General features: G+C 54.3%; 15 protein-coding genes. 4 read left to right on the top strand and 11 right to left on the bottom strand.

Features of this window, described 5'->3' with window-relative positions; genetic code table 11:
- Positions 1-164: 164 nt before the first annotated feature.
- Positions 165-1,184, top strand: a complete 1,020-nt coding sequence (locus CWM66_RS08135; RefSeq protein ID WP_007371070.1) for a LacI family DNA-binding transcriptional regulator — start codon at positions 165-167, stop codon at positions 1,182-1,184.
- Here the strand turns inward: CWM66_RS08135 and yfcD are convergent.
- From yfcD to yfcF, 3 genes are read right to left on the bottom strand one after another with little or no spacing between them, the layout of a single operon-like run.
- Entirely contained in the window at positions 1,181-1,726 is a 546-nt protein-coding gene (yfcD, locus tag CWM66_RS08130; protein ID WP_007371069.1) for an NUDIX hydrolase YfcD, read from the bottom strand. The two genes, CWM66_RS08135 and yfcD, sit on opposite strands and share 4 nt — an antisense overlap.
- Before the next feature lie 54 nt (positions 1,727-1,780).
- On the bottom strand, positions 1,781-2,332 hold the full coding sequence (gene yfcE / locus CWM66_RS08125) for a phosphodiesterase (protein WP_071921871.1): 552 nt from the start codon (positions 2,330-2,332) through the stop codon (positions 1,781-1,783).
- 55 nt (positions 2,333-2,387) lie between these two features.
- A complete protein-coding gene (gene yfcF / locus CWM66_RS08120; RefSeq protein WP_007371067.1) occupies positions 2,388-3,032 on the bottom strand; it encodes a glutathione transferase in 645 nt (214 codons plus the stop codon).
- A 135-nt stretch (positions 3,033-3,167) separates the two neighbouring features.
- Between yfcF and yfcG the strand changes: the two genes are divergently transcribed.
- From yfcG to CWM66_RS08105, 3 genes are all read left to right on the top strand, one after another.
- Positions 3,168-3,797, top strand: a complete 630-nt coding sequence (gene yfcG / locus CWM66_RS08115; protein ID WP_035889796.1) for a GSH-dependent disulfide bond oxidoreductase — start codon at positions 3,168-3,170, stop codon at positions 3,795-3,797.
- Positions 3,798-3,910: 113 nt separating this feature from the next.
- Positions 3,911-4,807, top strand: a complete 897-nt coding sequence (locus tag CWM66_RS08110; protein WP_007371065.1) for a TIGR01777 family oxidoreductase — start codon at positions 3,911-3,913, stop codon at positions 4,805-4,807.
- 68 nt (positions 4,808-4,875) lie between these two features.
- Positions 4,876-5,370, top strand: a complete 495-nt coding sequence (locus tag CWM66_RS08105) for a GNAT family N-acetyltransferase (protein WP_107146480.1) — start codon at positions 4,876-4,878, stop codon at positions 5,368-5,370.
- A gap of 29 nt (positions 5,371-5,399) precedes the next feature.
- On the opposite strand, the gene hisP is transcribed toward CWM66_RS08105, so the two are convergent.
- The 8 genes from hisP to cvpA all read right to left on the bottom strand — a co-directional run bounded on the left by hisP (position 5,400) and on the right by cvpA (position 12,483).
- Positions 5,400-6,173, bottom strand: a complete 774-nt coding sequence (gene hisP, locus CWM66_RS08100) for a histidine ABC transporter ATP-binding protein HisP (protein ID WP_007371063.1) — start codon at positions 6,171-6,173, stop codon at positions 5,400-5,402.
- 7 nt (positions 6,174-6,180) lie between these two features.
- Entirely contained in the window at positions 6,181-6,897 is a 717-nt protein-coding gene (locus tag CWM66_RS08095) for an ABC transporter permease (RefSeq protein ID WP_007371062.1), read from the bottom strand.
- Positions 6,894-7,580, bottom strand: a complete 687-nt coding sequence (locus CWM66_RS08090) for a histidine ABC transporter permease HisQ (RefSeq protein WP_007371061.1) — start codon at positions 7,578-7,580, stop codon at positions 6,894-6,896. Before CWM66_RS08090 ends, CWM66_RS08095 begins: the two co-directional genes overlap by 4 nt.
- 85 nt (positions 7,581-7,665) lie before the next feature.
- Entirely contained in the window at positions 7,666-8,448 is a 783-nt protein-coding gene (gene hisJ, locus CWM66_RS08085) for a histidine ABC transporter substrate-binding protein HisJ (RefSeq protein WP_071921109.1), read from the bottom strand.
- Between the two features lie 264 nt (positions 8,449-8,712).
- Positions 8,713-9,495 carry a lysine/arginine/ornithine ABC transporter substrate-binding protein ArgT gene (gene argT / locus CWM66_RS08080; protein WP_007371059.1) on the bottom strand — a complete coding sequence of 261 codons (783 nt, stop codon included), beginning with the start codon at positions 9,493-9,495 and terminating at the stop codon, positions 8,713-8,715.
- A 273-nt stretch (positions 9,496-9,768) separates the two neighbouring features.
- Entirely contained in the window at positions 9,769-10,350 is a 582-nt protein-coding gene (locus CWM66_RS08075; RefSeq protein WP_007371058.1) for a UbiX family flavin prenyltransferase, read from the bottom strand.
- A gap of 93 nt (positions 10,351-10,443) precedes the next feature.
- Positions 10,444-11,961: an amidophosphoribosyltransferase gene (purF, locus tag CWM66_RS08070; protein ID WP_007371057.1), complete on the bottom strand. Its 1,518-nt coding sequence runs from the start codon at positions 11,959-11,961 to the stop codon at positions 10,444-10,446.
- Positions 11,962-11,994: 33 nt separating this feature from the next.
- Positions 11,995-12,483: a colicin V production protein gene (cvpA, locus tag CWM66_RS08065; RefSeq protein ID WP_007371056.1), complete on the bottom strand. Its 489-nt coding sequence runs from the start codon at positions 12,481-12,483 to the stop codon at positions 11,995-11,997.
- Positions 12,484-12,633 lie beyond the last annotated feature (150 nt).

Below are 12,633 nucleotides of genomic sequence, written 5' to 3'. Positions count from 1 at the left end.
TCGCAAAGATAGCGCTACCAACAGGAATGATCGAAAAATGTGATAGCGCTATCAGATATGAAAACGCAGGGGAATTCGCAGAAAAGGCAGGGCTTTCCGGCGTATACTGCCTTGAGATGACTCATAACTCAGTACCTGAGATATCAGGGCTGTCAGGAAACGGAATGGCAATTACCCGAAAACGTCGGAGCACAGGAAAAGTCACCCTTGCCGATGTCGCGCAGCTCGCTGGCGTTGGCACCATGACCGTCTCGCGGGCGTTACGTACCCCGGAACAGGTTTCAGATAAATTGCGTGAGAAGATAGAGGCTGCCGTGCAGGAGTTGGGGTATATGCCCAATCTGGCGGCCAGCGCGCTGGCTTCGGCGTCATCCTGGACTATCGCGATGGTGGTGCCGAGCCTTGCCGAATCCGGCTGCTCGGAGATGTTCGCCGGTTTGCAGCAGGTGTTGCAGCCTGCCGGTTACCAGATCATGCTCGCCGAGTCGCAGCACCGGCTGGAGCAGGAAGAAAAATTACTGGAAACGCTGCTTGCGTCCAATCTGGCCGCCGCCATTCTGCTCAGCGTCGAACATAGCGATATGGTACGCCACTGGCTGAAAAACGCCTCTATTCCGGTGATGGAAATTGGCGCGGTGCGTGCCGATCCGATTGATATGAATATCGGGATCGATAACGTTGCTGCGATGTTCGAGCTGACACAAATGCTGGTGCAGCGCGGCTACCAGAATATCGGCCTGCTGTGCGCCAACCAGGAGCAGTGGATTTTCCAGCAGCATTTACAGGGCTGGTACAAAGCAATGCTGCGTCACCATATGTCGCCGAACCGGGTGATTAACGCCGCCGCGCCGCCGGTTTTCTCCACGGGTGCGGCACAACTGCCGGAGTTTTTGCTGGCGTGGCCGGAACTGGATGCGCTGGTGTGTGTCTCGGATGAACTGGCCTGTGGCGCGCTGTATGAATGCCAGAGACGACGTATTAAGGTACCGGATGATTTAGCGATAGTCGGCTTTGGCGACAGCGACGTCAGCCGGGTATGCCAGCCGCCGTTGACCACCATTTCCGTACCGCACCGCAAGATTGGTATTGAAGCAGGACGCGCGCTGCTGGCGCGCCTGAATGATGAAACCTGGGAGAACAAAACGCCGATAGCACCGACGTTTTGCCTGCGGGATAGCTGCTAGTCGGCTTCCGGGGCTTTTTCCGCATCATTGCTGGCATTACGGCTCATCCACAACGCAAGCGCTTTCAGGGAATCAGGGGTGAATTCATCACAGCGGGCGGTAATCTCTTCCGGCGTCATCCAGAAGACCTCGCTCACCTCTTCTTCCTGCAAAGCGAAAGGCCCGTGGGAAACGCAGCTGAACAAACCGCCCCAGACGCGGCAATGTTCATCTTCAAAGTAGAACTGGCCATGTTCGGCGAAGGGAACACCGGCAATCCCCAGTTCTTCTTCGGCTTCACGGCGTGCGGAATCCAGCAAAATTTCACCGGCCTGTACCACGCCACCGGCGGTGGCATCCAGCATACCAGGCATAAAATCTTTGATTTCGGTACGGCGCTGCACCAGAATTTTGCCCATCCCATCATGCACCACAATGTAGGTTGCGCGATGACGCAAACACTGCGCCCGCATCTGTTGCCGGCTTGATTGCGCGATCACCTCATTGTCTTCGTTGACAATGTCCACCCACTCCATGCCTGCAAAATGACTCTGTTCCACCATCGGGAAATCTTCTCTTTGTGGCGCTCTTTTGGCGCGTTTCGGTTGAAAGGTAAATTACGGATTAATCGCGACCTGCGCAATAACCCGCTGATCATTAAGTGCGATAACGCGCAACACATCCTCTTCCAGCATGCCGTAACTGGCGGCAAACCCACCTTTGGGAATACTCACCGAGCCGGGGTTGAAGTGGAAAATGTCGCCCCGCTGCTCCGCTACCGGAATGTGCGTATGGCCATAAACCAGCACATCGCCTGCCGCCAGCGGCGGTACATCATCCGGGCCAAACAGATGTCCATGCGTCAGAAACAGGCGGCGTTTTGCCAACAGCACTTGCTGCCAGGGCGCGGTAATCGGGAAATGCAGCAACATTTGATCCACTTCGCTGTCACAGTTGCCGTGCACGGCAATGATGCGGTTGGCCTGCTCGTTCAGCCGCTCCGCCACCTGCGCCGGTGCATAACCCTGCGGCAGCGCGTTGCGCGGCCCGTGATTCAGCACATCGCCGAGGATCACCAGCCAGCGCGCATCGCTTTGGGCAAACAGTTCCAGTACGCGCTCCGTCGCGGGCAACGACCCATGAATGTCCGATGCAAACATCAGTTTCATCATTACACCTCATGTGGAAGAAAACAGCCCATGATAACGGAAGTCAGCGGGCTTATCAGCCTGCACGCTTAGCGGAAAGTGCAACATAGCGCTGAACGGACGAGCGCTGCCACTGGAACGCAGCATACTCCGCCAGCCGCTCCGGCACCGTATCGCCATTCATCACCAGTCGGTTGAGCATCAATGCCAGATCGATATCCGCAATACACCACTCGCCAAACAGATTCGGCTTACCGTGCGCCAGCAAATCACCGGCGATAGCAAACAGTTTTTCCGCACTCTCCTGCCCGGCAGCGCTGAGCGGCGCTTTTTTCTCGCCAGCAAAAACGACCTCTGTCGGGCGCTCTTCGCGGATGGGCATTAAATCGCTGCGCAGCCAGGCCTGGATTTGCCGGGCGCGGGCGCGTTTTTGCAAATCGTGTGGGTAGATACGCTCCCATTCCGGCGGCGCGAAACGCTCTTCGAGATATTCCGCTATCGCCGTCGATTCGCTGAGTTCGAAACCCTCAATCGCCAGAACAGGCACGCGATACGTCAGATGGTAACCCGGCCAGCCAGGCATATGCTGAGCGCCGCTGGACAGATCGACGGTTTTAAGCGAGAAAGGCAAACCTTTTTCATGCAGCGCGACATAGGCCGACAGGACATACGGGGAGAAATAATTAGCATCGGACCATAACGTGATAGCCGGTTCGTTCATAACATCCTCGTTTAACGGTGAGTTTTTCCTTCAAAATATAACGTCCTGACCAGGCTGTCACTTAATGAAAACTCAGCAGCCAGAGGGAACACCTATACTCTGAGAGTAACGATTATTCTTATATCTGGAGTATTGATGATAGACCTCTATTTCGCGCCCACACCAAACGGTCATAAAGTAACGCTATTTCTGGAAGAGAGCGGGCTGGAATACCGCCTGATCCGCGTCGATATCAGCAAAGGCGACCAGTTTCGTCCGGATTTTCTGATTATCTCTCCGAACAATAAAATCCCGGCCATTGTCGATCACCTGCCCGCCGATGGCGGCGCGCCGCTGAGTCTCTTTGAATCGGGTGCGATTCTGCTCTATCTGGCGGAAAAAACGGGAAAATTGCTCAGCGGCGAATTGCGTGAACGCCATGTCACGTTGCAGTGGCTTTTCTGGCAGGTTGCCGGTTTGGGGCCGATGCTCGGGCAAAATCATCACTTTAACCACTTTGCGCCACAGCCAGTGCCATATGCTATTGAACGCTATCAGGTCGAAACCCAGCGTCTGTATCAGGTATTGAATAAGCGTCTGGAACGGGTGCCGTGGCTGGCAGGTGAGCATTACAGCATTGCGGATATCGCCGCCTGGCCGTGGATCCATGCCCACCAGCGTCAGCGCGTGAACCTTGAGGATTATCCCGCGGTATTTAACTGGTATGAGCGCATCCGTACCCGTCCGGCCACCGAGCGGGCTTTGCAAAAAGCACAGCAGGTATAAAAGCCGGATAACCTATTCTGATAATTAAAAAATCCGTGAAATGTGTTCGGTATCGCACGCGGATTTGAGCCGCTCACTTATGCTGAAATGGAACATCACCAAAGGAGGGAAACATGAAGATACTGATTACCGGCGGGACTGGCCTGATTGGTCGTCATCTCATCCCTCGGCTGCTGGAGCTTGGGCATGCCGTTACCGTTGTGACGCGCAGCCCGGCCAAAGCGCAACAGCTACTTGATGCCCGCGTGACGCTGTGGAAAGGGCTAAACGATCACACTCACCTCAATGAGTTTGATGCGGTGATCAACCTGGCAGGCGAGCCGATCGCCGATAAACGCTGGAGCGAAGAGCAGAAGCAGCGTCTGTGCAACAGCCGCTGGCAGATAACGCAACAGCTGGCGGATTTAATTAAGGCCAGCGACACGCCGCCGCGCGTGCTGATTTCCGGATCGGCGGCGGGCTACTACGGCGATCTCGGTGAAGTAGTGGTCACCGAAGAGGAGCCGCCGCACAACGAGTTCACGCATAAACTTTGCGCCCGCTGGGAGCAAATTGCCTGCGAAGCGCAAAGCGATCGCACCCGCGTTTGTCTGCTGCGTACTGGCGTGGTGTTCGCGCCGCAGGGCGGGATCCTCGGCAAGCTGCTGCCGCTGTTCCGTCTCGGACTCGGCGGCCCAATTGGCAATGGCCGTCAGTATCTGGCGTGGATCCATATCGACGATATGCTGAACGGCATTCTCTGGCTGCTGGATAACGATCTGCGCGGGCCGTTCAATATGGTTTCGCCCTACCCGGTGCGTAACGAGCAGTTTGCTCACACGCTCGGCCATGTGCTGCACCGCCCGACCATTATGCGCGCGCCCGCTTTCGCCGTGCGCCTGATGATGGGCGAATCCTCTGTTCTGGTGCTTGGCGGCCAGCGCGCATTGCCGAAACGCCTCGAAGCCGCTGGTTTCGCTTTCCGCTGGTACGATCTGGAAGAGGCGCTGGAGGATGTGGTTACCTCTTAATTTTCGTGGCTCCGCCAGCGCGTTTGCAGTGGTAAGCTAAGACGCTTTACCACCGTAAGGGCGCTGGCATGACGTTGTACACTTCCCGCTTGACTCTCTCCCCGTTTGAACCCTCCGACTGGCCATTTTTCCTGCATCTGCGCAGGAATGGCAGCGTGATGCGCTATATGGGCGAGATCGCCTCTGAAGAACAGATTCGCACCCTGTTCGACGATCGTCTTGCCGATCGCCACGCCTTTATTATTCGCAACGCCCAGCATACTTCGGTGGGCGATATCGGTCTGCGTATCAGCCAGCACAATCCACAGGAAGCCGATGTCGGCTACTCGATTGTGCCCGCCGCGCAGGGGCAAGGCGTTGCATCAGAAGCACTACAGGCGCTGTGCGAATACGCGTTTGATAGCGAAGTGCAGGCATTGAACGCCTGGGTGCTGGCAGAGAATCAGGGGTCGGTGAGGGTGCTGGAAAAAAGTGGTTTTCAACGTGTACAGGTGCTGGAAAAAGCCTACCTGCTGCGCGGCGAATATCATGACGACTGGATTTACCGGCGGGAAAAAGCATAGATTGAGGCCGCCTGTACGGCGGCCTTATATCACTTCAGCGAACCTTTGAGGAACTGCTGCAAACGCGTGCTTTTCGGGTTGCCGAACAACTCATCCGGCGCGCCCTCTTCTTCAATCTTGCCCTGGTGCAGGAAAATAACGTGGGTGGAAACATGGCGGGCAAAGCCCATTTCATGCGTTACCACCACCATGGTTTTCCCCTCTTCCGCCAGCTGCTGCATAATGCGCAGCACTTCGCCCACCAGTTCAGGATCGAGCGCCGAAGTCGGCTCATCAAACAGTAATACTTCCGGCTCCATCGCCAGCGCGCGGGCAATGGAAACACGCTGCTGCTGACCGCCGGACAAATGCACCGGGTACTTTTGCTGCTGCATCTCATCAATGCCGACTTTCGCCAGATATTTCACCGCGCGTTCGCGGGCTTCCTGCTTGCTCAAGCCCAGCACCTGAATCGGCGCTTCCATGACGTTCTCCAGCACCGTCATATGGCTCCACAAGTTGAAATGCTGAAACACCATCGTCAGACGCGTACGCAGCAGACGCAACTGGTGTTTATCCGCAACGCGCAACTGGCCATCTTTATCGCGGACCAGATTGATATTCTGGCCGTTAACCACGATGGTGCCTTCGCTCGGTTTTTCGAGGAAGTTAATACAGCGCAAAAAGGTACTTTTACCGGAGCCGGAGGAACCGATGATACTAATCACATCGCCCGCGTTGGCCTGCAACGAGACGCCCTTCAGCACTTCATGTTCGCCGTAGCGTTTGTGCAGATCGATAACGTTTAATTTATTCTCAGACATCGTGTTCTCAGTGCGTCGAAGAAGGTTTCATATGCTGCAACCAGCGCTTTTCCGCCTTGCGGAATAAGCTAATCAGCACATAAGAGATAATCAGATACAGCACCGCAGCAATACCAAACGCGGTAAACGGCTGGTAAGTTGCGGAGTTGATATCACGGGCAATTTTCAGCAGGTCCGGCACCGTGGCGGTAAAGGCCAGCGCCGTTGAGTGCAGCATCAAAATGACTTCGTTGCTGTACGCAGGCAGCGCAATGCGCAGCGCCGCCGGCAGGATAATGCTGCGGTACATTTTGAACGACGAGAAACCATAGGCCCGCGCCGCCTCAATTTCGCCGTGCGGCACCGAACGGATCGCACCGGCGAAAATCTCAGTGGTATAGGCACAGGTATTGAGCGTCAGCGCCAGCACCGTGCAGTTCAGGCCGCTACGGAAGAAGGCATTCAGCAGCTCGGTGCCCTTGACGATCTCCAGCGTGTACATGCCGGAGTAGAACACCAGCAGTTGAACATAGAGCGGCGTACCGCGAAACACGTAGGTGAATAACCAAATCGGGAAGCAGACAAATTTATTGCTGGAAACACGTCCGATGGCCAGAAACACCGCCAGCACGCCGCCCATCGCCACCGATGAAATCAACAGCCACAGGGTAATTGCCACGCCCGTCAGGCGATAACCGTCGCTCCACAGCAGCGATTGCCAGTACTCCTGAATGATCTCGATCACAGGTCAGCCCTCTTCACACCCACGGAGTAGCGACGTTCGAGAAGAAGCAGCACACCATTGGAAACCGTTGTAAAAACGAGGTAAATCACCCCGCAGACGATAGCAAAATAGAAGGGCTCCCAGGTACTTTTCCCGGCGAGCTGAGTGGCTTTGACCACATCTTCCAGCCCCAACAGCGAAACCAGTGCTGTTGCTTTCAGGATCACCTGCCAGTTGTTGCCAATACCCGGCAGCGCGTAACGCATCATCGCCGGGAACAGGATGCGGCGAAAGATTTGCCGACCGGTAAAACCAAACGCTGTTGCCGCTTCAATATGCCCTTTCGGTACCGCCATAAAGGCGCCGCGGAAGGTTTCCGTAAAATAGGCGCCGTAAATAAAACCGAGGGTAATAATACCGGCGACCATCGGATCTATATCCAGTTGGTCCATGCCCAGCGCATCCGTGATGCTGTTGAGGGCGATTTGCAGGCCGTAAAAAATCAGCAGCATCAACACCAGATCCGGAACACCACGAATGAGCGTGGTATAGCCTTCAAAGATCAGCGCCAACGCCCGGTTTTTCGACAGTTTCGCCCCTGCGCCTACCAGACCAATAAGTACCGCCAGCACCACCGAACTGATGGCCAGCTCCAGGGTGACTAACGCACCGTGTAATATAACTTGAGAAAACCCGTACAGCATGCAGCCTGTCCTGTCGTATGTGGTGTTTTGCCGTGTCTCTTCCCCTCCCGGTGTGGGAGGGGCTGCACGTTAAGCACGGGTGGGATTAGCCACCATAAACATCAAAATCAAAGTATTTCTTCGCCAGCTTTTCGTAAGTGCCGTCCGCGCGCATTTCAGCAAACGCTTTGTTCAGCGCATCGCGCAGTTCGGTATCGCCTTTGCGCACGCCCATGCCCGTACCGACGCCAAACAATTTCTCATCTTTGATGGACGGACCACCAAATTTGTAATCTTTACCGACCGGCGTTTTCAGGAAACCTTCGCTGGCCGCCACTTCGTCCTGGAACGCGGCATCAATGCGGCCTGCAGTCAGGTCAGAGTAGATGTTGTCCTGGCCCTGATAGGAGACGATTTCCACCCCTTTTGGCGCCCAGTTTACGTTGCCGTAAGTTTCCTGCGTGGTGCCCTGCAACACGCCAATGCGTTTACCTTTCAGCTTGTCCAGATCCGGCTGAACGTCAGAATTTTTCGCCACCACCAGTCGGGAATCCGCCGCGTAAAGCTTGTCGGTGAAATCGATTTCCTGCTGACGTTTTTCGGTAATGGAGAGTGATGACATGATGGCATCGATTTTTTTCGCTTTCAGCGAGGGAATCAGTGCATCCAGCGGGTTCTCAATAAACACACACTGGGTTTTGATGCGTTTGCACAGTTCTTTCGCCAAATCGATGTCAAAACCGATCAATTCCCCCTGCGCATTCTTCGATTCGAAAGGCGCATAAGTAGGATCGGTACCAATACGTAATTTTTGCGGAATGGCTGCGAACACAGTAGAAACGCTGGAAAACGCAAGCACCAGCGAAAGGGAGAGCACCAGTTTTTTCATCATTATCCTCAACAGACTGTCTTTCCTAAGGGAATTCTCATAACAATACGGTGCCGTTATCGTGCCATCATATGCCCCGGCAAGGCAAAAAATTATGCCCGAGCGCTGGCTTTTTTTGCAGTATGAATGCTTAACTATGCATTCATGCACCACCATGGTGCATAGCGTGCACCACAACGAGACATTTACCGTATAAATGCACCACGCCAGTTATTTAACGTGGTGCATATTTCCCTCATCCCGGATAAGCCGGGTTATGCAGCCTTAATCGCCGTAGACGTTAAAGTCGAAGTACTTTTTGGCGAGTTTGTCGTAGGTACCATCTTTACGCAGTTCGGCAAATGCTTTGTCGAACGCGGCTTTCAGCTCAGTATCATCTTTGCGCAGACCGATACCGGTGCCGTCGCCGAAGTATTTCTTATCTTTCACTGACGGGCCAGCAAAAGCGAAGTCTTTCCCGGCAGGCTGTTTCAGGAAGCCTTCGCTGGCAGCAACCTCATCCTGGAATGCTGCATCCAGACGACCCGCAGCGAGGTCAGAGTAGATCAGATCCTGGTTCTGGTAGGCCACCACATCGATGCCCTTGGTGCGCCAGTTGTCATTGGCATAGCCTTCCTGGGTAGAACCCTGCAGCACGCCAACGTGCTTGCCTTTCAGCGAATCCAGCGTCGGCTGAATCGATGAACCTTTGGCGGCAATCAGGCGGGAATCGGCAGCGTAGAGTTTGTCAGAGAATGCAATTTCCTGCTGACGTTTTTCCGTAATCGACAGAGAAGAGATGATGGCGTCGATTTTTTTCGCTTTCAGCGACGGGATCAGCGAATCAAAATCACTGCCGACCCAGGTGCATTTCACATGAATGCGTTTGCACATTTCGTTGCCGAGATCGATATCAAAACCCACGAAGTCCCCTTTCGCATCTTTCGATGAGAACGGCGCATAGGTTGCATCAGTACCGATGCGCACCGTGTGGGGAAGCGCTGCATAAACGCTGGCTGTCGCTGACAGGCCCAACAGTAAAGACAGAGCGAGAACCGTCTTCTTCATACATTACCCTCAAGTGTTCTGTTTTTTATTCTGTATTACGTTGTGTTGTGTGTTGCTGACAGTTACCTTGCACGTCTTATGCCAGTTTCCCGCAGCCGGAAAAAGACCGCGTTAAATTTGTTAATAAAACGTTGCAAACTTACTTAATGATGAAAGATAGCAGGTCTGCTGAACGAACCGGAGTGTTAGCACGGGGAAAAGAGGATTAAATGTTGAGGATATGATCGCGCTTGCAGAATTGCCCCAAAAAAGCGCACGCCGGGTAGCAGCGCACTATTTTGCGGCATCGCTCCCTTGCCAGCGGGTAAACAGATCTTCCGGCAACTCAATGTCAAACTGATCAAGAACGCGGTTAACGGTCTGATCAATCACCGCATCCAGGCTTTGCGGGCGGTGATAAAACGCCGGTACCGGCGGCATAATTACCGCGCCCAGTTCCGCCGCCTGGGTCATCAAACGCAAATGCCCAAGGTGCAGCGGCGTTTCACGTACGCACAGCACCAGCGGCCTGCGCTCTTTCAGCACCACATCTGCCGCCCGCGTCAGCAGGCTGTCGGTGTAGCTGTGCACAATGCCGGAGAGGGTTTTGATCGAGCAAGGAAGAATTACCATGCCTGCGGTTTTAAACGAACCAGACGAGATGCTGGCGGCGATATCGCGCGCATCGTGCACCACATTCGCCAGCGCCTGTACATCGCGCAGAGAAAAATCAGTTTCCAGCGTCAGCGTCTGGCGGGCCGCCTGACTCATCACCAGATGGGTTTCAACCTCTGCCACGTCGCGTAGCACCTGCAACAGGCGAACGCCGTAAATTGCGCCACTGGCACCAGAGATCCCCACAATGAGTCGTTTCATGATTGTTGCCCCTTTTTTATCGGACGAACTTTGCCTGATTATAGAGGGCGTTGCAACAGATTGCGCCCCTCACGATGGAGGGGCGCGGCAGGATTAACCTTCGTTATGCATCTCTAAGCTTTCCACTTCGTTCTGACGCTGCACCGCTTTGGCATCGTCATTGCGCAGCGAGTCGAGATAATCAAGGTACTGCTGATCAACATCCCTGGTGACATACACACCGTTGAATACCGAGCATTCAAACTGCTGGATATCCGGGTTTTCAGAGCGTACCGCCTCGATAAGATCGTTGAGATCCTGGAAAATCAGGCCGTCAGCGCCGATGATCTGGCGGATTTCATCCACTTCGCGCCCGTGAGCGATCAGCTCATTGGCCGTCGGCATATCGATACCGTAAACGTTCGGGAAGCGAATCTCCGGCGCAGCAGAAACGAGGTACACTTTTTTCGCCCCGGCTTCGCGAGCCATCTCGATAATCTGCTCGGAAGTGGTGCCGCGCACAATGGAGTCATCCACCAGCAGCACGTTTTTATCGCGGAACTCGGCACGGTTTGCGTTCAGCTTACGCCGTACGGATTTACGACGCAGTTGCTGGCCCGGCATGATAAAGGTACGACCGACATAGCGGTTTTTCACAAAGCCCTGGCGGTACGGTTTACCAAGGATACGCGCAATTTCCAGCGCGATATCGCAGGACGTTTCCGGGATAGGAATGACCACGTCGATATCCAGATCTTCCCACTCGCGCGCGATTTTCTCGCCAAGCTTAGTGCCCATATTGACGCGGGCGCTGTAGACGGAAATTTTGTCGATGAAGGAGTCCGGGCGCGCGAAATAAACGTATTCGAACAGGCACGGGTTGCTGACCGGGTTATCCGCACACTGACGGCTGAACAACTGGCCTTTTTCGGTGATATACACCGCTTCACCCGGCGCGACATCACGCAGGAATTCGAAGCCCAGCGTATCCAGCGCCACGCTTTCAGACGCCACCATATATTCAGTGCGGCCATCGCCGATTTCGCGTTTACCCAGCACCAGCGGACGGATGCCATTCGGATCGCGGAAAGCAACCATACCGTGGCCGATAATCATCGCCACGCAGGCATAAGCACCGCGGATCTGGCGGTTAGTTCCGGCAATAGCGGCAAAAATGTTATCCGCTTCCAGCGGATAGTGGCGGAAGTTATCCAGCTCGCTGGCAAACACATTGAGCAGGATTTCAGAATCAGAAGTGGTGTTAATGTGGCGGCGCTTCTCTTCGAACAGCTTTTTACGCAGCTCATGCGCATTGGTCAGATTGCCGTTGTGCGCCAGCGTGATGCCGTAAGGGGAGTTAACGTAAAACGGCTGCGCTTCAGATGCGCTGGAACTACCAGCGGTAGGATAACGTACGTGACCAATCCCCATATTGCCTTGCAGGCGCTGCATATGGCGGGCCTCGAATACATCATTCACCAGACCGTTCGCCTTACGCAGACGGAAACAGTTGTTTTCGTCGATGGTGATGATGCCTGCGGCATCCTGCCCACGGTGCTGAAGCACCGACAACGCGTCATAAATCGACTGGTTTACCGGCATAAAACCGGCGATACCGACAATACCGCACATACGTCTTTTCCTCGTTAAGCCACATCTCAGGGCCTATGCCCTGGGCAAGAAACTCGACGAACTTTGCAGATAGTCAAAGAACCATCTGATGATGAAGCTGAATTGTGGGATAAGCTGCGACTTCTGCCAGTCTTCACTTTTCGACAGCCCGGTAAAGGTATCGAGAAAGAACAGAATGGCGGCGACGATCAGTACGCCGCGTAGCGCGCCAAAACAGATCCCCAGTACTCTGTCTGTACCCGACAGGCCAGTCTTCTCGACCAGCGCACCGATCACATAGTTAACGATAGCACCGACAATCAGCGTCGCGATGAACAGTACTGCGATGGCTATCCCATTGCGCACCAGTTCGTCTTCAAAGCCCGTGAACCAGACAGACAGATAAGTGTAGTAATGACTGGCGACAAAGAAAGCACAGCCCCATGTCACCAGCGATAACGCTTCACGAACAAAGCCGCGGATCAGGCTTACCAGACAAGAAAAACCAATCACCGCAATGATGGCGTAATCAATCCAGACCATATGTGTCCCACGATTTTACGCCCTGTCGTCCAGTTCGGGGCGCATTCTAACAGAAAAAGAAAACGTTTGCGTAGGGATTTCCTTCCCGCGCGGAAATAAAAATGGCGCTGAAAAAATATTCAACGCCACGGTTCCGGTTGCCTGTAGTCA

Origin of the sequence: Kosakonia sp. H7A, from assembly GCF_003028445.1 — a bacterium.
GTDB lineage: Bacteria > Pseudomonadota > Gammaproteobacteria > Enterobacterales > Enterobacteriaceae > Kosakonia > Kosakonia radicincitans.
Note: the sequence above shows the minus strand (reverse complement) of the source record. Positions and strands in the feature narration are given on the sequence as shown.

Coding starts and splice junctions, on each gene's coding strand:
- CWM66_RS08135 (WP_007371070.1), top strand. CDS start 165: ATGGCAATTACCCGAAAACGTCGGAGCACAGGAAAAGTCACCCTTGCC.
- yfcD (WP_007371069.1), bottom strand. CDS start 1,726: ATGGTGGAACAGAGTCATTTTGCAGGCATGGAGTGGGTGGACATTGTC.
- yfcE (WP_071921871.1), bottom strand. CDS start 2,332: ATGAAACTGATGTTTGCATCGGACATTCATGGGTCGTTGCCCGCGACG.
- yfcF (WP_007371067.1), bottom strand. CDS start 3,032: ATGAACGAACCGGCTATCACGTTATGGTCCGATGCTAATTATTTCTCC.
- yfcG (WP_035889796.1), top strand. CDS start 3,168: ATGATAGACCTCTATTTCGCGCCCACACCAAACGGTCATAAAGTAACG.
- CWM66_RS08110 (WP_007371065.1), top strand. CDS start 3,911: ATGAAGATACTGATTACCGGCGGGACTGGCCTGATTGGTCGTCATCTC.
- CWM66_RS08105 (WP_107146480.1), top strand. CDS start 4,876: ATGACGTTGTACACTTCCCGCTTGACTCTCTCCCCGTTTGAACCCTCC.
- hisP (WP_007371063.1), bottom strand. CDS start 6,173: ATGTCTGAGAATAAATTAAACGTTATCGATCTGCACAAACGCTACGGC.
- CWM66_RS08090 (WP_007371061.1), bottom strand. CDS start 7,580: ATGCTGTACGGGTTTTCTCAAGTTATATTACACGGTGCGTTAGTCACC.
- hisJ (WP_071921109.1), bottom strand. CDS start 8,448: ATGAAAAAACTGGTGCTCTCCCTTTCGCTGGTGCTTGCGTTTTCCAGC.
- argT (WP_007371059.1), bottom strand. CDS start 9,495: ATGAAGAAGACGGTTCTCGCTCTGTCTTTACTGTTGGGCCTGTCAGCG.
- CWM66_RS08075 (WP_007371058.1), bottom strand. CDS start 10,350: ATGAAACGACTCATTGTGGGGATCTCTGGTGCCAGTGGCGCAATTTAC.
- purF (WP_007371057.1), bottom strand. CDS start 11,961: ATGTGCGGTATTGTCGGTATCGCCGGTTTTATGCCGGTAAACCAGTCG.
- cvpA (WP_007371056.1), bottom strand. CDS start 12,483: ATGGTCTGGATTGATTACGCCATCATTGCGGTGATTGGTTTTTCTTGT.